21 protein-coding genes are annotated in these 17927 nt (G+C 70.6%); 13 read left to right on the top strand and 8 right to left on the bottom strand.

Translation table 11 applies throughout. From position 1 onward, the window contains the following. Positions 1-92 precede the first annotated feature (92 nt). On the bottom strand, positions 93-1439 hold the full coding sequence (locus ACF08B_RS21580; protein ID WP_392318825.1) for a nicotinate phosphoribosyltransferase: 1347 nt from the start codon (positions 1437-1439) through the stop codon (positions 93-95). A gap of 57 nt (positions 1440-1496) precedes the next feature. Here ACF08B_RS21580 and clpS point away from each other — a divergent pair, with 57 nt between their 5' ends. Further along, positions 1497-1814 (top strand): ATP-dependent Clp protease adapter ClpS, encoded by a 318-nt coding sequence (gene clpS / locus ACF08B_RS21575; RefSeq protein ID WP_073900273.1) that lies wholly within the window; start codon positions 1497-1499, stop codon positions 1812-1814. Positions 1815-1826: 12 nt separating this feature from the next. Beyond that, positions 1827-2432 (top strand): DUF2017 domain-containing protein, encoded by a 606-nt coding sequence (locus tag ACF08B_RS21570; protein WP_392318824.1) that lies wholly within the window; start codon positions 1827-1829, stop codon positions 2430-2432. Here the strand turns inward: ACF08B_RS21570 and ACF08B_RS21565 are convergent. After that, positions 2422-2622, bottom strand: a complete 201-nt coding sequence (locus ACF08B_RS21565) for a hypothetical protein (protein ID WP_392318823.1) — start codon at positions 2620-2622, stop codon at positions 2422-2424. The two genes, ACF08B_RS21570 and ACF08B_RS21565, sit on opposite strands and share 11 nt — an antisense overlap. 128 nt (positions 2623-2750) lie before the next feature. Here ACF08B_RS21565 and ACF08B_RS21560 point away from each other — a divergent pair, with 128 nt between their 5' ends. From ACF08B_RS21560 to ACF08B_RS21530, 7 genes are all read left to right on the top strand, one after another. After that, on the top strand, positions 2751-4169 hold the full coding sequence (locus ACF08B_RS21560; protein ID WP_392318822.1) for an amino acid permease: 1419 nt from the start codon (positions 2751-2753) through the stop codon (positions 4167-4169). A gap of 132 nt (positions 4170-4301) precedes the next feature. Further along, entirely contained in the window at positions 4302-4724 is a 423-nt protein-coding gene (locus ACF08B_RS21555; RefSeq protein ID WP_093477351.1) for a Mov34/MPN/PAD-1 family protein, read from the top strand. A gap of 121 nt (positions 4725-4845) precedes the next feature. Continuing rightward, a complete protein-coding gene (locus ACF08B_RS21550) occupies positions 4846-4941 on the top strand; it encodes a putative leader peptide (protein WP_311318800.1) in 96 nt (31 codons plus the stop codon). 119 nt (positions 4942-5060) lie between these two features. Next, positions 5061-5339 (top strand): MoaD/ThiS family protein, encoded by a 279-nt coding sequence (locus tag ACF08B_RS21545; protein ID WP_093477354.1) that lies wholly within the window; start codon positions 5061-5063, stop codon positions 5337-5339. Positions 5340-5356: 17 nt separating this feature from the next. Next, positions 5357-6307 carry a PLP-dependent cysteine synthase family protein gene (locus ACF08B_RS21540; RefSeq protein ID WP_392318821.1) on the top strand — a complete coding sequence of 317 codons (951 nt, stop codon included), beginning with the start codon at positions 5357-5359 and terminating at the stop codon, positions 6305-6307. Positions 6308-6588: 281 nt separating this feature from the next. Then, positions 6589-8655, top strand: a complete 2067-nt coding sequence (locus tag ACF08B_RS21535) for a putative Ig domain-containing protein (protein WP_392318820.1) — start codon at positions 6589-6591, stop codon at positions 8653-8655. Between the two features lie 133 nt (positions 8656-8788). Further along, positions 8789-9250, top strand: a complete 462-nt coding sequence (locus ACF08B_RS21530; protein ID WP_392318819.1) for a hypothetical protein — start codon at positions 8789-8791, stop codon at positions 9248-9250. Here the strand turns inward: ACF08B_RS21530 and ACF08B_RS21525 are convergent. Next, entirely contained in the window at positions 9247-9705 is a 459-nt protein-coding gene (locus tag ACF08B_RS21525; RefSeq protein ID WP_392318818.1) for a type II toxin-antitoxin system PemK/MazF family toxin, read from the bottom strand. The two genes, ACF08B_RS21530 and ACF08B_RS21525, sit on opposite strands and share 4 nt — an antisense overlap. A 251-nt stretch (positions 9706-9956) precedes the next feature. Here ACF08B_RS21525 and ACF08B_RS21520 point away from each other — a divergent pair, with 251 nt between their 5' ends. After that, positions 9957-10709: an MBL fold metallo-hydrolase gene (locus ACF08B_RS21520; RefSeq protein ID WP_392318817.1), complete on the top strand. Its 753-nt coding sequence runs from the start codon at positions 9957-9959 to the stop codon at positions 10707-10709. A gap of 73 nt (positions 10710-10782) precedes the next feature. Here ACF08B_RS21520 and ACF08B_RS21515 read toward each other — a convergent pair whose 3' ends face one another. Beyond that, positions 10783-12033, bottom strand: coding sequence for a PTS transporter subunit EIIC (locus ACF08B_RS21515; protein WP_093477360.1), 1251 nt, complete (start codon positions 12031-12033; stop codon positions 10783-10785). 154 nt (positions 12034-12187) lie between these two features. Continuing rightward, positions 12188-13492, bottom strand: a complete 1305-nt coding sequence (locus ACF08B_RS21510; RefSeq protein ID WP_392318816.1) for a PTS transporter subunit EIIC — start codon at positions 13490-13492, stop codon at positions 12188-12190. Between the two features lie 184 nt (positions 13493-13676). Here ACF08B_RS21510 and ACF08B_RS21505 point away from each other — a divergent pair, with 184 nt between their 5' ends. From ACF08B_RS21505 to ACF08B_RS21495, 3 genes are all read left to right on the top strand, one after another. Further along, on the top strand, positions 13677-13910 hold the full coding sequence (locus ACF08B_RS21505) for a glucose PTS transporter subunit EIIB (RefSeq protein WP_093477362.1): 234 nt from the start codon (positions 13677-13679) through the stop codon (positions 13908-13910). A 77-nt stretch (positions 13911-13987) separates the two neighbouring features. Beyond that, complete coding sequence (rph, locus tag ACF08B_RS21500) at positions 13988-14725, top strand: ribonuclease PH (protein ID WP_392318815.1); 738 nt, start codon at positions 13988-13990, stop codon at positions 14723-14725. Between the two features lie 147 nt (positions 14726-14872). Continuing rightward, positions 14873-15277, top strand: a complete 405-nt coding sequence (locus tag ACF08B_RS21495; protein WP_392318814.1) for a hypothetical protein — start codon at positions 14873-14875, stop codon at positions 15275-15277. Positions 15278-15358: 81 nt separating this feature from the next. On the opposite strand, the gene ACF08B_RS21490 is transcribed toward ACF08B_RS21495, so the two are convergent. The 3 genes from ACF08B_RS21490 to ACF08B_RS21480 are packed head-to-tail and all read right to left on the bottom strand — an operon-like array spanning position 15359 to position 17899. Next, complete coding sequence (locus ACF08B_RS21490; RefSeq protein ID WP_392318813.1) at positions 15359-16111, bottom strand: DUF1707 domain-containing protein; 753 nt, start codon at positions 16109-16111, stop codon at positions 15359-15361. Between the two features lie 9 nt (positions 16112-16120). Continuing rightward, positions 16121-17131: an ATP-binding cassette domain-containing protein gene (locus ACF08B_RS21485; RefSeq protein WP_392318812.1), complete on the bottom strand. Its 1011-nt coding sequence runs from the start codon at positions 17129-17131 to the stop codon at positions 16121-16123. A gap of 3 nt (positions 17132-17134) precedes the next feature. Continuing rightward, positions 17135-17899, bottom strand: a complete 765-nt coding sequence (locus ACF08B_RS21480) for an ABC transporter permease (RefSeq protein ID WP_392318919.1) — start codon at positions 17897-17899, stop codon at positions 17135-17137. Between the last annotated feature and the right edge of the window lie 28 nt (positions 17900-17927).

Here is a 17927-nt window from a genome sequence, read left to right as displayed (position 1 = left end):
TGTCCTTCGACTGAGAGTTAAGTAACTGAGCCTAGAGACTTCCGGCCCCGTGCGGGAGGGGGCGTTCCGGGGGGCGGACGGGCGGTCCCGCTCTAGCTACCCGAGCGCCCCTGGACGTACTCCGTCGGAATGACGGGTTCCCCCCGGGACAGCTGGGTGGCGGACAGGGGCAGGTTCGCGCGTGCGGCGATGTGCCTCTCGCGCGGCACGTCCAGCGGCTCCCGGGCGACGACCTCGCCGTTCTCGACCAGCCGCACCAGGAGCTGCCGGTCGGCCAGCCCGTCGGGGACGGGTCCGGTGCCGACGACCTCGGCCTCGGCGAACCCCTCCTCGTCCAGCCGGCGTGCGGCCCACTTGCGGCCCCCCACGGAGGTCTTGCCGCCGCTGGACTTCTTCGCGACCGGGACCAGTGGTGCCCCGGGATCGGCGGCCTCGGCGCGCGCGACCAGCTTGTAGACCATGGACGCCGTGGGGTGTCCGGAGCCCGTCACCAGCTGGGTGCCCACGCCGTACGCGTCCACGGGGGCGGCGGCCAGGGAGGCGATGGCGTACTCGTCCAGGTCGGAGGTCACGACGATCTTCGTGTTCCGCGCGCCCAGCTCGTCCAGCTGGTGGCGGACGCGATGGGCGACCAGCAGCAGGTCTCCGGAGTCGATGCGGACCGCGCCCAGCTCGGGGCCGGCCACCTCCACCGCCGTACGGACGGCCTCGGTGACGTCGTAGGTGTCGACGAGCAGGGTCGTGCCCCGGCCGAGGGTGTCCACCTGGGCCTGGAAGGCGTCCCGCTCGCGGTCGTGCAGGAGGGTGAAGGCGTGGGCGGAGGTGCCGACGGTCGGGATGCCGTACCGGAAGCCGGCCGCCAGGTCGGAGGTGGTGGCGAAGCCGCCGACGTACGCGGCCCGCGCGGCGGCCACGGCGGCCAGCTCGTGGGTGCGGCGGGCGCCCATCTCGATCAGCGGGCGGCCGCCCGCGGCGGAGGACATGCGGGAGGCGGCCGCCGCGATCGCGGAGTCGTGGTTGAGGATGGAGAGGATCACGGTCTCCAGGAGCACGCACTCGGCGAAGGTGCCCTCGACCCGCATGATCGGCGAGCCCGGGAAGTACACCTCGCCCTCCGGGTAGCCCCAGACGTCGCCGCTGAAGCGGTAGCCGGCGAGCCACTCCAGGGTCTGGTCGTCGACGATCCCCCGCTCCCGCAGGAAGGCGAGGACGCCCTCGTCGAAGCGGAAGTTCTCCACCGCGTCCAGGACACGCCCGGTGCCGGCCACCACGCCGTAGCGGCGCCCGTCCGGCAGCCGCCGGGTGAAGACCTCGAACACGCTGCGCCGTTCGGCCGTACCGGCCTTCAGCGCGGCCTGCAGCATCGTCAGCTCGTACTGGTCCGTGAAGAGCGCCGTCGAGGGAACGTCCACCGGCAGCCCAAGGTCCGCTGTGTTCATGGCAACGGATCGTACTCCCTTTTCGTCGGTGTGACGATTTGTGGGCGCCGTGGCAGCATGGGCTGTGTGACGTCACCCGCGCCCGTAGAGATCGAACGCACCGAGTCGGCGGAGGAGGTCTTCGCCGTACCCGAGCCCGACGTCCCCTGGGTCACGATCGTCCACAACGACCCGGTCAACCTCATGAGCTACGTGACGTACGTCTTCCAGTCGTACTTCGGCTACTCCAAGGACAAGGCCACCAAGCTCATGCTCGACGTCCACCACAAGGGCCGGGCGATCGTCTCCAGCGGTACCCGCGAGGAGATGGAGCGCGACGTGCAGGCGATGCACGGCTACGGTCTGTGGGCCACCCTCCAGCAGGACCGGAAGTAGCGACCGACTCACATGCCCGGACACTTCGAACCGCTCCCCGGCGGCGGCGCGGCCGTCGCCCTCGACGACGTCGAGATCTCCATCATCCGGTCGCTGGCCGTGCAGCTCCTGGAGCTCATCGGCCCCGGTCCCGGCGCCGACGCACCCGACGACCCGCTCGCCGAGCTGTTCGCCGAGGGGCCGAGCGAGCCGCCCGCCGATCCGGTGCTGCGCCGGCTCTTCCCGGACGCCTACGGCGACCCGGAGGAGGCCGCCGGCTCGCCGGACCGGGCCGAGGAGCGGCGCGCGCACTCCGCCGAGTTCCGCCGCTACACCGAGAACGACCTGCGGGCCGGCAAGCGGGAGAACGCGCTCGCGGTGGTCCGCACCCTCGACGGGCTCGCGCCGGTGGACGAGGGCGGGGCCGTGCTGAAGCTGTCCCCGGAGCAGTCGCGGCAGTGGCTCGGCGCCCTCAACGACCTGCGGCTCGCGATCGGGTCCCGGCTGGAGATCACCGACGAGGACGACACCGATCTGCTCTACCGGCTGCCGGACGAGGACCCGCGCAAGCCGATGGTGATGGCCTACCTGTGGCTGGGCGGGCTCCAGGAGACCCTCGTCACCACACTCATGCCCTGAATGTGATGATTTCGTGTTCGCTCAGCGGACGCTCAAATCCGGATAACGATCCCGTCACCCTTGCGGCCTGATTTGACGCTTTAGGGCGTTCTTTGTCCGGTTCTTCCTGTGCGATGCGCCACATCGCGCCTCTGTGATCAATATGGCGGCCGTGATAAATCTTCACGACCGCCCGGCCGACACCACCCATGTCCGGCCGGGTGCGCCACCGAGCCGACGACCGTCGGCCAGGCAGACAGCTCCATCATCCGGGGGGATCGAAACCCGATCCGAGGCCGACGACAGGCCCGGGTCGGCATGGAGAAAGGCGCACCGCACATGACCTCTGAGAAGGTCACCACCGCCCCTGAGGAGGGGTACGAGCGAGGGCTCGGCAGCCGCCAGGTCCAGATGATCGCGATCGGCGGCGCCATCGGCGTCGGCCTCTTCCTGGGAGCCGGGGCGAACATCGCCAAGGCCGGCCCCAGTCTGATCCTGATGTACGCCCTCGCGGGCGTGATCATCTTCTTCATCATGCGAGCCCTGGGCGAGCTGCTGCTCTACCGCCCGGTCTCCGGCTCGTTCGCCGAGTACTCGCGTGAATTCCTCGGCCCGTTCTTCGGTTACTTCACCGGCTGGACGTACTGGCTGATGTGGGTCGTGACCGGCATGGCCGAACTGACGGCCGCCGCGATCTACGTCAACTACTGGTTCCCGTCCGTCCCGCAGTGGGTGACGGCGCTGGTCTTCCTCGTGGTCCTGTTCGTGGCCAACCTGATCTCGGTGAAGCTGTTCGGCGAGATCGAGTTCTGGTTCTCCATGGTCAAGGTGACCGCGCTCATCGGCATGATCGTCATCGGTCTGGGCGTGCTGACCCTCGGCTTCAGCCAGGCCGGCGACACCGCCTCGGTCGCCAACCTCTGGCAGTTCGACGGCTTCTTCCCCAAGGGCATCGGCTCCTCCCTGATGACCCTCCAGGGCGTGATGTTCGCCTACCTCGCCGTCGAGCTGGTCGGCGTCACCGCGGGCGAGTCCGAAGACCCGGAGAAGACCCTCCCGAAGGCGATCAACACCCTGCCCTGGCGCATCGCCCTCTTCTACGTCGGTGCCCTCACGGTCATCCTGTGCGTGGTGAAGTGGACGCAGTTCGCCGAGGGGGTCAGCCCCTTCGTGAAGGCCTTCGCGGTCATCGGCATCCCGGCGGGCGCCGGCATCGTCAACTTCGTGGTGCTCACCGCGGCCCTGTCGTCCTGCAACTCGGGCATGTACTCCACGGGCCGCATGCTGCGCACCCTGGCGGACAACGGCGAGGCGCCGCGCGTCTTCTCCAAGCTGTCCTCCACCAAGACCCCGGCGCTCGGCATCACCGTCTCGGTGGCCTTCATGGGCATCGGCGTGATCCTGAACTACATCGTCCCGGAGAAGGCGTTCGGCTACGTCACCTCCGTCGCCACCGCGGCCGGCATCTGGACCTGGCTGATGATCCTGGTCAGCCACGTCCTCTACCGCCGCGCGGTCGACGCGGGCCGGCTGCCCGCCAGCTCGTTCCCGGCACCGGGCGGCGCGAAGTGCTCGTACGTCGCGATCGTCTTCCTGCTGTTCGTCACCGGCCTGATCGCATACGATGCCGACTCCCGCGTCTGTCTGTACGTGATGGCGGTCTGGGCGGCCGCGCTCGGCGTCGGCTGGCTGGTCCTGAAGTCCCGTACCCCGGAGATCGCGAACCGTCGCGAGCCGGAGCTCGAGAACGTGGGCTGACCTCCCCCCGGACGTCCGGCCGCCGGGAGCACTCGTGGCGCTCCCGGAGGCCGCCGCTCAGGACGTCCAACATATGGGCCGTCCCGTACCACACCTCGGTACGGGACGGCCCGTCTGCTTATCCTGGCCACCATGCTGACCATCACCCAGGCACTCGTCGACCAGATCGTCGCGCACGCGCGCAAGGACCACCCCGACGAGGCGTGCGGGGTCGTCGCGGGCCCGGCCGGCTCGGACCGCCCCGAGCGCTTCGTCCCGATGCTGAACGCGGCCATGTCCCCCACGTTCTACGAGTTCGACTCGGGCGATCTGCTCAAGCTCTACCGCGAGATGGACGACCGCGACGAGGAGCCGGTGGTCATCTACCACTCCCACACGGCGACCGAGGCGTACCCGTCCCGCACGGACATCTCCTACGCGAACGAGCCCGGCGCCCACTACGTCCTGGTCTCCACCGCCGACACCGACGGCCTCGGCGACTTCCAGTTCCGCTCGTTCCGGATCCTGGAGGGCGAGGTCACCGAGGAAGAGGTCAGGATCGTGGAGGCCCACTGATCCGGGCCGCCGTTCCGCCCGTCGGTCCGGCCGGGAGGCGGATCCCATGGTGTGGACGAATTCCGTCCACCATACGGAATCACACTCCGGGATCCGGACCAGGAATCGATACGATGAGCCCATGGTTCTGAACGACGTGAGCGACAAGACGCCGGGCATGCTGCTCGTGGCGCGGCTGCACGTCGACCTGTGCCGGCTGAACAGCGCCATCTGTTGACGTTCCCCGCGGCCGCACGGCCGCTGCTGCCGCGGCGCTCCCTCAGTGCGTGAAGCCTGGGGGCCCCCGGGCGCGCACACCAAGACGACGAACCCTTTTTCCGACAGGAGCCCGCCACCATGGCCATCGAGGTCCGCATCCCCACCATCCTCCGCACGTACACGGACGGCCAGAAGGCGGTGGAGGGCAGCGGGAACACCCTCGCCGACCTGTTCGCCGACCTCGAGACCCGGCACGCGGGCGTCCAGGCCCGCATCGTGGACGACGGCAAGCTGCGCCGCTTCGTCAACGTGTACCTGAACGACGAGGACGTCCGCTTCATCGACGGCATCGACACCAAGCTGTCCGACGGCGACACCGTGACGATCCTGCCGGCCGTGGCCGGCGGCATGGCCTGATCGGCCGCTGAGCAGCGATGCGCTACGACTCCCCGCTGGCCGCGGTGGGCAACACCCCTCTGGTGCGCCTGCCGCGGCTCTCGCCGTCCGCCGACGTCCGCATCTGGGCCAAGCTGGAGGACCGCAATCCCACCGGCTCGGTCAAGGACCGGCCCGCGCTGCACATGATCGAGCAGGCGGAGAAGGACGGCCGGCTGACCCCGGGCTGCACCATCCTGGAGCCCACCTCCGGCAACACCGGCATCTCCCTCGCCATGGCGGCCAAGCTCAAGGGCTACCGCATGGTGTGCGTGATGCCGGAGAACACCTCGCAGGAGCGCCGGGACCTGCTCGGCATGTGGGGTGCGGAGATCATCTCCTCCCCGGCCGCGGGCGGTTCCAACACCGCGGTGCGGGTGGCCAAGGAGCTGTCCGCGGAGCATCCGGACTGGGTGATGCTCTACCAGTACGGCAATCCGGACAACGCGGGCGCCCACTACGCCACCACGGGCCCGGAGATCCTCGCCGACCTGCCGTCCGTCACGCACTTCGTCGCCGGCCTCGGCACCACGGGCACCCTCATGGGCGTCGGCCGCTTCCTGCGCGAGCACAAGCCCGACGTGAAGATCGTCGCCGCCGAGCCCCGCTACGACGACCTGGTGTACGGGCTGCGGAACCTCGACGAGGGGTTCGTGCCCGAGCTCTACGACGCCTCCGTCCTCACCACCCGCTTCTCGGTCGGTTCGGCGGACGCGGTCACCCGCACCCGGGAACTCCTCCAGCAGGAGGGCATCTTCGCGGGCGTCTCCACCGGCGCCGCCCTGCATGCCGCGATCGGCGTCGGCCGTAAGGCCGTCACGGCGGGCGAGAGCGCCGACATCGTCTTCGTCGTGGCCGACGGCGGCTGGAAGTACCTCTCCACCGGCGTCTACACGGCGGCCACCACCGAGGAGGCCATCGAGACGCTGCAGGGCCAGCTCTGGGCGTAGGGGACTCCCTGCGTCCGGGCGCGGGCCCGGCTCAAGCGCTCGCCAGCCCCCTCCTATGAGGGGGCCAACCTCATCCTATGGAGGGGCAAAGAATTCCCTCCGGTACTGCCGGTGCCCCTGGGGCCGGGTCTACGTTCCTCGCGCACCCTGTCATGTCACGCTCAGCGCGGCAGGCGGGGTGTCCACGAGTGTCATGCTCATGACTCGCGGCCGCCGCCGCTACGCGCGTCACGGGCCTGCCCACCCAGTGCATCCCCACGTCAACCGGAGGCAGTTCCCCCATGCGTGAGTCACGCCCGAGCAGGCGGAGACGGAGTCTGCGAAGACTCCTCGCCGTCGCCCTCCCCGCCCTCGCCCTCACGGTCGCCGGACTCGTAGCGGCACCGACCGCCGGGGCGCAGGCCGCCGCGGCCCACCCCCACACCGGCCGCTCCGCGCAGAACGCCAGGGCCCTGACCGATCCGAAGCGGCAGACCTTCCACGCCACCGGCAAGGCCGGCCAGAAGGTGCCGACCCGGCACCTGTGCGCCACCGCCGCGCCCGGTCACGCGTCCTGCTTCGCCCAGCGCCGCACCGACATCAAGCAGCGGCTGGCCGCCGCGGTCGCCGCCGCGCCCTCCGGCCTCTCCCCGGCCAACCTGCACAGCGCGTACAACCTGCCCAGCACGGGCGGTTCCGGCCTGACCGTCGCCGTCGTCGACGCGTACAACGACCCCAACGCCGAGTCGGACCTGGCCACCTACCGCTCCACCTACGGCCTGTCCGCCTGCACCAAGGCGAGCGGCTGCTTCAAGCAGGTCGGCCAGACCGGCTCGACCACCTCGCTGCCCGCCAACGACACCGGCTGGGCCGGTGAAGAGGCCCTCGACCTCGACATGGTCAGCGCGGTCTGCCCGAACTGCAACATCGTCCTGGTCGAGGCGAACTCCGCCAACGACACCGACCTCGGCATCGCGGAGAACGAGGCCGTCGCGCTCGGCGCCAAGTTCGTCTCCAACAGCTGGGGCGGCGACGAGGCGGCCAACCAGACCACCGAGGACACCCAGTACTTCAAGCACCCGGGCGTCGCCATCACGGTCTCCGCGGGCGACTCCGCCTACGGCGCCGAGTACCCGGCCACCTCCCAGTACGTGACCGCCGTCGGCGGCACCGCGCTCACCACCGCGGCCAACTCCCGCGGCTGGAGCGAGTCGGTGTGGCACACCAACTCCACCGAGGGCACCGGCTCGGGCTGCTCCGCCTACGACCCCAAGCCGAGCTGGCAGACCGACACCGGCTGCCCCAAGCGCATGGAGGCCGACGTCTCCGCCGTCGCCGACCCGGCCACCGGCGTCGCGGTCTACGACACCTACGGCGGCTCCGGCTGGGCCGTCTACGGCGGCACCAGCGCCTCCGCCCCGATCATCGCCGGCGTCTACGCCCTCGCGGGCACCCCGGCCGGCGCCGACTACCCGGCGAAGTACCCGTACGCCCACACCGCCAACCTGTACGACGTGACCAGCGGCAACAACGGCAGCTGCACCACCTCGTACTTCTGCACCGCCCGCACCGGCTACGACGGCCCGACCGGCTGGGGCACCCCGAACGGCACCACCGCCTTCACCTCCGGCGGCGGGGGCACCGGCAACACGGTGAGCGTCACCGGCCCCGGCAGCCAGTCCACCGCCGTCGGCGGCTCGGCCGGCCTGCAGATCCAGGCCACCGACAGCGCGGGAGCGGCCCTCACCTACAGCGCGACCGGCCTGCCGCCCGGCCTGTCCATCGGCGGCTCCACCGGCCTGATCTCCGGTACGGCCACCACCGCCGGCACCTACCAGGTCACGGTCACCGCGACCGACTCCACCGGCGCCTCCGGCTCGGCCTCCTTCACCTGGACGGTCGGTTCCGGCGGCGGCACCTGCTCCTCGGCCCAGCTGCTCGGCAACCCCGGCTTCGAGTCCGGGAACACCACCTGGACCGCGTCCAGCGGCGTCATCACCAGCGACACCGGTGAGGCGGCCCACGGCGGGTCCTACAAGGCCTGGCTCGACGGGTACGGCTCCACGCACACCGACACGCTGTCCCAGTCGGTGACCATCCCGTCCGGCTGCAGGGCCACGCTCACCTTCTACCTGCACATCGACACCGCCGAGTCCGGCAGCACCGCCTACGACAAGCTGACGGTCACCGCCGGTTCCACCACCCTGGCGACGTACTCGAACGCCAACGCCGCCTCCGGGTACGCGCAGAAGACCTTCGACCTGTCCTCGCTGGCGGGCCGCACGGTCACCCTGAAGTTCAGCGGGGCGGAGGACTCCTCCCTGCAGACCGGCTTCGTCATCGACGACACCGCGCTGACGACCGGCTGAGCCGCACTCCCCGTGATCCCGCACGCGCCGACGCGGCGCGTGCGGGATCCGTTTGCGATCGTGGTACGTCTCATCCGCACCAGGCGGCCGGTCGGCCGGCCACGCCAACGGACGGCAGAAAGGCGGACCCCCCATGCGCCGTACGACGCCCCTCGCCCTCGCGGCGGCAGCACTGCTCCTCGCCGGCTGCGGCTCCCAGAGCGACGGGGACACCGGCAGCAACGGCAAGGTGTCACCCGCCCCCTCCAGTCACGCGCCCGGTACCGACGGCGGCGCGTGCGCGAGCCAGGCGGAACTGAAGGCCGGGGACGACGGGCACACCGTCTGCGTGACCAAGGGCGGCGAGGTCCGGGTCACCCTGGACGGCACCAAGGAGCGCCCGTGGAAGCCCGTCTCCGCGAGCGGCACCGCCCTGAAGGGCATCAACGCGGGCTTCGTCATCCAGCCGGGCGACGCCACGGCCGCGTATCAGGCGGTGTCCGCGGGCACCGTGCGGCTCACGTCCTCCCGCTCCCTGTGCGCCGAGCCCACCGCCCCCGGGCAGGTCTCCTGCAAGGGCATCCAGGAGTGGTCGGTCACCGTGCGGGTACGTTAACCGGCGAGATGACGCACCTGGTCCCACAGGACCGGGTCGACCACGCCGACCCGGCGCCGGAAGTCGCCCACCGGGACCTCGCGCAGCTCGTCGGTCTCCAGGAAGCTCGGGCGTCCCCGGGCGTCTCCGACCGCACCGGGCGGCAGCGGGATCACTCCGGCGCGCTCGTCGTGGTACTTGCTGGTGATCTTCGCGACGGTGGCCCGGTCGCCGCGCACGGCCAGCACCAGACAGGGCCGGTCCTTCGCCTCGGGGCGGTCCTCGTACGGGACGTCGGCCCACCAGATGTCACCCGGGGCGGGGCGCCCGGCCCGGGCCGGGCGCGTACCCGGCCGGCCCGGCGGCCGCAGCCGCCGTCCGCCCGGCCGGCGGCCGCGGCCCCAGCCGTCGACGAGCGTGGCGACGAGCGCCAGCAGTACCACCGCCGCGAGCGCCAGCCACCAGGACGTGTCCATACGACGACGTTACCGGCGCGCGCCGCGCCGCGCGCGCCCTCTCACGATCCCCGTGCGCCGCGGTTCCAGCCGAACCGGTGACAGCGCAGGTGAGTTCGCCCACAACGGCCCCTGGCGGAGGAGCGACCCGTGCTTTCGCGCCTTACGCTCGACAAACCGCACGACCCCCGTCCGCCCCCGGTTCTCCGGCTCCACAACCCGCCCGCCGGTGTCCCGTCCACCGGCTTTCCGCCAACGGAGGTTTCTGCTTCATGAAGCTCACCGTCGTCGGCTGCTCGGGGTCGTTCCCGTCCGCGGAATCGGCCTGCTCGAGCTACCTCGTCGAGGCCGACGGCTTCCGGTTGCTTCTCGACATGGGCAACGGCGCCCTCGGCGAGCTGCAGCGCCACTGCGGTCTCTACGACCTCGACGCGATCTTCCTGAGCCATCTGCACGCCGACCACTGCATCGACATGCTCGGCTACTTCGTCGCGCGCTACTACCGGCACGACGGCGGCCGCTGCGATCCGATCCCGGTCCACGGACCCGAGGGCACGGAGCACCGGCTGACCACCGCCTACGCGGACACCCCCTCCGCCTCCTCCATGAGCGAGGTCTTCGACTTCCACACGGTGAAGCCGTCCACGTTCGAGATCGGCCCGTTCACCGTGCACACCGAGCGCGTCCGGCATCCCGTGGAGGCGTACGGCATCCGCATCGAGCACGGCGGGAAGGTCCTGGCGTACTCCGGCGACACGGGTGTCACCGAGGCGCTGGACGAGCTGGCCCGGGACGCCGACCTGTTCCTGTGCGAGGCCGCCTTCACGCACGGCAAGGAGAGCATCCCCGACCTGCACCTGAACGGGCGTGAGGCGGGTGAGACGGCGGCCCGCGCGGGAGCCCGCCGCCTGGTCCTCACCCACATCCCGCCGTGGACCGACCCGCAGGTCAACCTCCGTGACGCGCGTGAGGTCTTCACGGGCCCGGTGGAGCTGGCCGCTCCGCGGCGCGTGTACGACATCTGACGACGGAGCGACGCACGACGAGGCCCCCGGAGCAGCGGCTCCGGGGGCCTGACTCATGTCGTGCCGGCGGGTCTCACGCCTTGGTGAGGTCCTCGACCTCCTCCTCGGGCTCGCGGCCCGGGGTGGGGAGGTTGAACTTGGTGATCGCGAACCGGAACACGACGTAGTAGACCGCCGCGAAGACCAGGCCGATGGGGATGATCATCCAGGGCTTCGTGGCGAGGCCCCAGTTGAGGAAGTAGTCGATCGCGCCGGCCGAGAAGCTGAAGCCGTGGTGGACGCCCAGCGCCCAGGTGATGGCCATCGACAGGGCGGTGAGGACCGCGTGGATCGCGTACAGCAGCGGGGCGATGAACATGAACGCGAACTCGATCGGCTCGGTGATGCCGGTGACGAACGAGGTCAGCGCGAGCGAGAGCATCATGCCGCCGACGGCCTTGCGGCGCTCCGGGCGGGCGCAGTGGGTGATCGCCAGCGCGGCGGCCGGGAGGGCGAACATCATGATCGGGAAGAAGCCGGTCATGAACTGGCCGGCGGTCGGGTCGCCGTGGAAGAAGCGCGGCAGGTCACCGTGCCAGACGGTACCGGCGGAGTCCTTGTAGCTGCCGATCTCCTGCCAGGCCACGGTGTTGACGAACTGGTGCATGCCGACCGGGAGCAGTCCGCGGTTGATGGCGCCGAAGATGGCGGCACCGACGGCACCGAGGCCCGTCATCCACTCGCCGAAGTTGGTGATGACCTTGCCGACGGGCTCCCAGATCAGACCGAAGACCACACCGACGCCGGTGCCGATGAACGCCATGAGGATCGGGACCAGACGGCGGCCGTTGAAGAAGCCCAGCCAGTCGGGCAGCTTGGTGCGGTGGTAGCGCTGCCAGACCACGGCGGCGATCAGACCCATCACGATGCCGCCGAGCACCTTCGGGTCGTTGTAGGTCGCGGCGACGTCCGCGCCCTTGGTTATCTTCGCCTCGGTGATCGGGAACGCGGTCAGCACGTTCTTGTACACGAGGAAACCGACCAGCGCCGCCAGCGCCGTGGAGCCGTCGGACTTCTTGGCGAAGCCGATGGCGATGCCCACACAGAACAACAGGGGAAGATTGCTGAAGACCGCGTCACCGGCGGTGGCGAAGACGGCGGCGACCTTGTTCCAGCCGAGGCCGTCCTTGCCGAACACGTCGTCCTGGCCGAGGCGCAGCAGGATGCCGGCCGCCGGCAGGACGGCGATCGGGAGCTGGAGGCTGCGGCCGACTTTCTGCAGGCCCTGAAGCAGCCCGGATCCCCGCTTCTTCGCGGGGGCCGCCGTTGCGGTGGCGGTGCTCATGGTTCCTCCATCGGGTGGTGGTCTACACCACTCAGTGGTGTAGACCTGTTGTAGCACGATGAAGGGCGTATAAGGAACCACGAAATCCGCTACCGCGGCACTACGCAAAGTGCCGGGTCAGCGGGGGTTCGCGGGGGCCGTGGACGCCGTGCCGTCAGACCTTCGTGACGTCCTCGACCTCCTCCGCCGGTTCGCGTCCCGGTGTCCTGAGGTCGAACCTGCTGATCGCGAACCGGAAGACCACGTAGTACACCGCCGCGAAGCACAGGCCGATCGGGATGATCGCCCACGGTTTCGTCGCCAGGTGCCAGTAGATGAGGTAGTCGATGAGCCCCGCGGAGAAGCCGAAGCCGTCGTGCACCCCGAGCGCCCAGGTCACCGCCATCGACACCCCCGTGAGCACCGCGTGGATCGCGTACAGGAACGGGGCGATGAACAGGAAGGAGTACTCGATCGGTTCGGTGATGCCGGTGACGAAGGACGTCAGTGCGACCGAGAGCATCAGCCCGCCGACCTCCTTGCGCCGCTCCGGACGCGCGCAGTGCGTGATCGCCAGGGCCGCCGCCGGCAGCGCGAACATCATGATCGGGAAGAAGCCCGAGGTGAACTGGCCCGCGTTCGGGTCGCCGGCCAGGAACATGTTGATGTCGCCGTGCACCACCTTGCCGTCGGGCGTGGTGTAGGTGCCGAACTGGAACCAGATGGGCACGTTCAGGAACTGGTGCAGCCCGACGACGAGCAGTGCCCGGTTGGCCACGCCGTAGATGCCGGCACCCCACGAGCCCGTGTCCCGCAGCCAGTGGCTGAAGCTCTCCAGCGCGTCCCCGATGGGCGGCCAGATCCACAGGCACAGGGCCGCGAAGAGGATGCCGACGAACGCCATGATGATGGGGACGAGCCGGCGGCCGTTGAAGAAACCGAGCCAGTCCACCAGCCTGGTGCGGTGGAAGCGGGCCCAGAGGAACGCGGCCAGCAGCCCCATCACGATGCCGCCGAAGACGCCGGGGTTCTGATAGGTGAAGGCCGTCACCGACCCGTCGCTCACCTGGCAGCCGACGTTCGCCACCGCGGTGGAGCCGCCCGGGCAGTCCTCCGGGAACTGACGCAGCACCCCGTAGTACACGAGGAAGCCCGCCACCGCCGCGAGCGCCGTGGAGCCGTCCGCCTTCTTCGCCATGCCGATCGCGACACCGACGCAGAACAGCAGCGGCAGCCCGAGGGAGCCGTCGAGCAGGCTGCCGCCCGCGCCCAGCATCACCTTCGAGACGGTCGTCCAGCCGAGGCCGCCCTCCCCGACCACGCCCGGCTGGGCCAGTCCGATCAGCAGGCCCGCCGCCGGCAGCACGGCGATCGGCAGCTGGAGGCTGCGGCCCATCTTCTGCAGACCCTGGTACACGCGGCTCCAGCGTGCCCGCGCCGGACCGGCCGTACCGTCGGGGCGTGCGCTCTCGGCGCTCATGGGCGTCCTCCGGCCACTCGACTCGGACGCGGTTTGGCGACCGTCCCCACGGTGGTGTAGACCAGTTGGCGGACGGTTCCGCTGTCGTGATCGCCATCATTCGGCACGGACGGCATGACCGCTCGCGAAGATGGGCCAACTGTGGGTTACTGCGACAAAGCGGTTCGGATCAGGGAGAAGCAACATGGCCAGCAAGGCTGAGAAGATCGTCGCCGGACTCGGCGGGATCGACAACATCGAGGAGATCGAGGGCTGCATCACCCGGCTGCGCACCGAGGTGTCCGACCCCTCGCTGGTCGACGAGGCCGCCCTGAAGGCCGCCGGCGCCCACGGTGTCGTGAAGATGGGTGCCGCCATCCAGGTCGTCATCGGCACCGACGCCGACCCGATCGCCGCGGAGATCGAAGACATGATGTGAACCCCACGGTTCACCCTCAAGGGGCTCTTCCCGACGCGGGAGGAGCCCCTTGCGTCCGTACGGCTAGGCTCGTCGCCATGTCTCGCATCGACGGCCGTACCCCCGAACAGCTCCGCCCGGTCACCATCGAACGCGGTTGGAGCAAGCACGCCGAGGGCTCCGTCCTCGTCTCCTTCGGCGACACCAAGGTGTTCTGCACCGCCTCCGTCACCGAGGGCGTCCCGCGCTGGCGCAAGGGCAGCGGCGAGGGCTGGGTCACCGCCGAGTACGCCATGCTGCCCCGCTCCACCAACACCCGCGGCGACCGCGAGTCCGTCAAGGGCAGGATCGGCGGCCGTACGCACGAGATCTCCCGGCTCATCGGCCGGTCCCTGCGCGCCGTCATCGACTACAAGGCGCTCGGCGAGAACACCATCGTCCTCGACTGCGACGTCCTCCAGGCCGACGGCGGCACCCGCACCGCCGCCATCACCGGCGCCTACGTCGCCCTCGCCGACGCCGTCGCCTGGGCGCAGGGCAAGAAGCTGATCAGGGCCGGCCGGCAGCCGCTGACCGGCACCGTCGGCGCCGTCTCCGTCGGCATCGTCGGCGGCGTGCCCCTGCTCGACCTCTGCTACGAGGAAGACGTGCGCGCCGAGACCGACATGAACGTCGTCTGCACCGGCGACGGCCGCTTCGTCGAGGTCCAGGGCACCGCCGAGGCCCAGCCCTTCGACCGCACCGAACTCAATGCCCTGCTCGACCTCGCCGTCGCCGGCTGCACCGAACTCACCGCCCTCCAGCGGGCCGCCCTGGAAACCACCCTCGGCGCGTAGCGGTCACCCCGCCCCCGAGTAAAGGGACGGCCAAGACAGCCTGTACTCGCGGGCAACCAGGCGCCCCTTCCCGGCGTCCTACGGGTACGGGTGCACGGCCCACCACCGTGCGCCCGGCCAGCCGTACCAGGGGAGGGACCCATCACCATGGCCGCCAGCCGCCGTCGACGCCGTGGCGTCACCACCATCGCCGCCACCGTGGCCGCCGCCGCGCTCACCGCCGGCCTCACCACCGGCTGCGACGCCGTGAACAAGGCCCTGGACTGCGTGCAGACCGCCGACTCCATCGCGGACAGCGTCACCGACCTCCAGCAGGCCGTGGAGAACGCCTCCGACGACCCCACACAGGTCGACGCCTCCCTCGCCGCCATCGACAAGAACCTCGACAAGATCGGCGACAAGACCGACAACGCCGACGTCAACAAGGCCGTCGACGACCTGAACAAGGCCGTCGCGAACGTCCGCGCGTCGATCAAGAACGGTGACAACACCCCCGACGTCAGCCCCGTCACGGACGCGGCCGGCGAACTCACCAAGGTCTGCACCTCGTAGCGGGCCCGTCTCCGCGCCCCGACGGGGCGCGGAGAACCACGCGACCGGCCGCGAACCGGCCCGCGGCCGCTCGGCGAACCGTCAGTACCGGTCGTCCCGGCGCCGCTCCCGCTCCTCGTACCGCTCCTCGCGGCGCGCCCGGTGCAGCTCGTGCCGGGACTCCCTGCGCTCCAGCCGCTCCTGGCGGCGCTGCTCCTTCAGCCGCTGCCGCTCGGCCCGGGTGACCTTCCGCTCCACCCCGACCCCGCCCCAGAACGCCAGACCGCCGATGACGACCCGAGGCGCGCCCGGCTCGGGCGGCCCGTCGTCACGGGGATGCTCGAACGCCCCCATCACCCCGACGCCGCGCACCACGACCTCGACGCCCGGCGGCACGACGACCTGCACCCCGCCCATGACGGCCACGACGTTGATCTCGACCTCGCGGTCCGCGAAGTCCGCCTCCCGGAGGTCGATCTCGCCGCCGCCCATGAGGACGAAGGCGTTGAACCGCTTGGGCATCGTCCAGCGGCCCTTGCGCTCGAACCCCGACATGACCGCGAACCCGCCCGTCGAGGTGCCCCCGCCCCCGACGATCCGCCCCGCCCAACCGCCCTGCTCCGCCGGTGCCTTGGTGAACGAGACGGGAGCGGGCACCGCCGCACCGGCGGCGGGCAGATCACGGGTCAGCGGCGTCAGCTCGCCGTACGTACGCGCCTTGTACGCCGCCTCCAGCCGCTCCTCGAACTCCTCCATGTCGAGCCGGCCCTCGGCCAGAGCGTCCCGCAGGACCTCGGTGACCCGCTCACGGTCGGCGTCGGACGCCCGGAGATCCGGGACTGCGTCGTCGGTCATGGCAGCAGCCTACGAGACCGCCTTCTCCGCGTACATCTTCGCGATGACGGCCTCGATGTCCGGCTCCCGCACCGAGAGGTCCACCAGCGGATACCGGGCCGCCAGCTCCGCCACGAGCGGCGCCGCCGACCGCCCCGCCGGGAACGCCAGCCACTGCCGCGGTCCCTCCACCCGCACCACCCGCGCCGACGCCACCTCCACCGGCGGCAGTTCCCGCTCCAGGTCCACCACCAGCGTCCGCTCGCTCTCCCCGGCCTCGTGCAGCCCCGCCAGCGGACCGTCGTACATCAGCCGCCCGTGGTCGATCACCATCACCCGTGAGCACAACTGCTCGATGTCCTGCAGATCGTGCGTGGTCAGCAGCACCGTCGTACCGCGCTCGGTGTTCAACTCCCGCAGAAACCCCCGCACCTTCGCCTTCGACACCACGTCCAGGCCGATCGTCGGCTCGTCCAGGTACAGCACCTCCGGATCATGCAGCAGCGCCGCCGCGATGTCCCCGCGCATCCGCTGCCCCAGCGACAGCTGCCGCACCGGAACGTCCAACAGCGCCCCCAGCTGCAGCAGTTCCACCAGCCGGTCCAGGTTCTCCCGGTAACGGGCGTCCGGGATGCGGTACATGCGATGCGCCAGCCGGTACGAGTCGATCAGCGGCAGGTCCCACCACAGGGTCGTCCGCTGCCCGAACACCACCCCGATCCGGTGCGCCAGCCGCCTGCGGTCCCGCGACGGATCGACCCCCGCCACCCGCAGCCGCCCCCCGCTCGGCGTCAGGATCCCGGTCAGCATCTTGATCGTCGTCGACTTCCCGGCACCGTTCGGCCCGATGTAGCCGACCATCTCCCCACGCCCCACCGTGAACGAGAGCGAGTCCACCGCCCGCACCTCGCGCCGCTCCCGCCGGAGGAACCCGGCCTTCCTGCGCACCTCGAAGACCTTCTCCACGCCCTCCAGCGCGATGAAACCGTCCCCGGACCCGGCGAGGCCCCGCCCCGCTCCCGTGAAGTCGCCGTCCGTCATCCGTTAACTCCCCGCGCTCCGATACGAACGAAGTCCCGCCCGCCAGGCCAGCCCCGCCAGCGCGCAGGCCCCCACCGCCACCAGCGGCGAGACGAACGCCACCCACCGCGGCAGCCCCAGCGGATACGGCCGCCCCAGCACATAGGCCGCGGGCAGCCAGTTGACGAAGGCCAGCGGCAGCAGGAACGTCACCCCGCGCACCAGCTCCTTCGCGAACACCGACGGCGGATACTGCAACAGCGTCGTACCGCCGTACGTGAAGGCGTTCTGCACCTCCGAGGCGTCCTGCGCGAGGAACTGGAAGGCCGCCCCCGCCACGAACACCGCGCAGAAGATCCCGCAGCCGCTCGCCACGATCACCGGCATCAGCAGCAGCTTCGGCAGGGTCCACACCACGTCCAGCCCGGACACCGACCAGCCCAGCACCAGCAGCCCCTGCGTCACCCGGCCGAGGCGCCGCAGCGCGAACTGGTCCGCCGCCACCTGCGCCAGCACCGGCACCGGCCGCACCAGCAGCGCGTCCAGCGTTCCGTCGCGCACCCGCCGCCCCAGCCGCTCCATCGACCCGATCAGCAGGTCCGCCAGCCCGAACGAGGTCGCCGACAGCCCGTACAGGAACGCCACCTCCGGCAGCGACCAGCCGCCCAGCGCGTCCACCCGCGAGAACATCAGCATGATCGCGACGAAGTCGAAGAACGTCGCCGCGAAGTTCCCGAACGTGGTCATCGCGAAGGAGAGGCGGTAGGCCATCGTGGACCGCACCCACATCGTCGCGATCAGCCGGTACGCCCGCGCC

Source organism: Streptomyces sp. NPDC015139, assembly GCF_043079785.1.
Lineage (GTDB): Bacteria > Actinomycetota > Actinomycetes > Streptomycetales > Streptomycetaceae > Streptomyces > Streptomyces albidocamelliae.
Note: the sequence above shows the minus strand (reverse complement) of the source record. Positions and strands in the feature narration are given on the sequence as shown.

Excerpts from the sequence above, each read along its gene's own strand:
- ACF08B_RS21505 (WP_093477362.1), top strand. The coding sequence starts at position 13,677 with ATGGCCAGCAAGGCTGAGAAGATCGTCGCCGGACTCGGCGGGATCGAC.
- ACF08B_RS21540 (WP_392318821.1), top strand. The coding sequence starts at position 5,357 with ATGCGCTACGACTCCCCGCTGGCCGCGGTGGGCAACACCCCTCTGGTG.
- clpS (WP_073900273.1), top strand. The coding sequence starts at position 1,497 with ATGGGCTGTGTGACGTCACCCGCGCCCGTAGAGATCGAACGCACCGAG.
- ACF08B_RS21535 (WP_392318820.1), top strand. The coding sequence starts at position 6,589 with ATGCGTGAGTCACGCCCGAGCAGGCGGAGACGGAGTCTGCGAAGACTC.
- ACF08B_RS21495 (WP_392318814.1), top strand. The coding sequence starts at position 14,873 with ATGGCCGCCAGCCGCCGTCGACGCCGTGGCGTCACCACCATCGCCGCC.
- ACF08B_RS21485 (WP_392318812.1), bottom strand. The coding sequence starts at position 17,131 with ATGACGGACGGCGACTTCACGGGAGCGGGGCGGGGCCTCGCCGGGTCC.
- ACF08B_RS21550 (WP_311318800.1), top strand. The coding sequence starts at position 4,846 with ATGGTTCTGAACGACGTGAGCGACAAGACGCCGGGCATGCTGCTCGTG.
- ACF08B_RS21580 (WP_392318825.1), bottom strand. The coding sequence starts at position 1,439 with ATGAACACAGCGGACCTTGGGCTGCCGGTGGACGTTCCCTCGACGGCG.
- ACF08B_RS21525 (WP_392318818.1), bottom strand. The coding sequence starts at position 9,705 with ATGGACACGTCCTGGTGGCTGGCGCTCGCGGCGGTGGTACTGCTGGCG.
- ACF08B_RS21530 (WP_392318819.1), top strand. The coding sequence starts at position 8,789 with ATGCGCCGTACGACGCCCCTCGCCCTCGCGGCGGCAGCACTGCTCCTC.
- ACF08B_RS21515 (WP_093477360.1), bottom strand. The coding sequence starts at position 12,033 with ATGAGCACCGCCACCGCAACGGCGGCCCCCGCGAAGAAGCGGGGATCC.
- ACF08B_RS21565 (WP_392318823.1), bottom strand. The coding sequence starts at position 2,622 with ATGGGTGGTGTCGGCCGGGCGGTCGTGAAGATTTATCACGGCCGCCAT.
- ACF08B_RS21545 (WP_093477354.1), top strand. The coding sequence starts at position 5,061 with ATGGCCATCGAGGTCCGCATCCCCACCATCCTCCGCACGTACACGGAC.
- ACF08B_RS21570 (WP_392318824.1), top strand. The coding sequence starts at position 1,827 with ATGCCCGGACACTTCGAACCGCTCCCCGGCGGCGGCGCGGCCGTCGCC.
- ACF08B_RS21560 (WP_392318822.1), top strand. The coding sequence starts at position 2,751 with ATGACCTCTGAGAAGGTCACCACCGCCCCTGAGGAGGGGTACGAGCGA.
- ACF08B_RS21480 (WP_392318919.1), bottom strand. The coding sequence starts at position 17,899 with ATGTGGGTGCGGTCCACGATGGCCTACCGCCTCTCCTTCGCGATGACC.
- ACF08B_RS21510 (WP_392318816.1), bottom strand. The coding sequence starts at position 13,492 with ATGAGCGCCGAGAGCGCACGCCCCGACGGTACGGCCGGTCCGGCGCGG.
- ACF08B_RS21520 (WP_392318817.1), top strand. The coding sequence starts at position 9,957 with ATGAAGCTCACCGTCGTCGGCTGCTCGGGGTCGTTCCCGTCCGCGGAA.
- rph (WP_392318815.1), top strand. The coding sequence starts at position 13,988 with ATGTCTCGCATCGACGGCCGTACCCCCGAACAGCTCCGCCCGGTCACC.
- ACF08B_RS21490 (WP_392318813.1), bottom strand. The coding sequence starts at position 16,111 with ATGACCGACGACGCAGTCCCGGATCTCCGGGCGTCCGACGCCGACCGT.
- ACF08B_RS21555 (WP_093477351.1), top strand. The coding sequence starts at position 4,302 with ATGCTGACCATCACCCAGGCACTCGTCGACCAGATCGTCGCGCACGCG.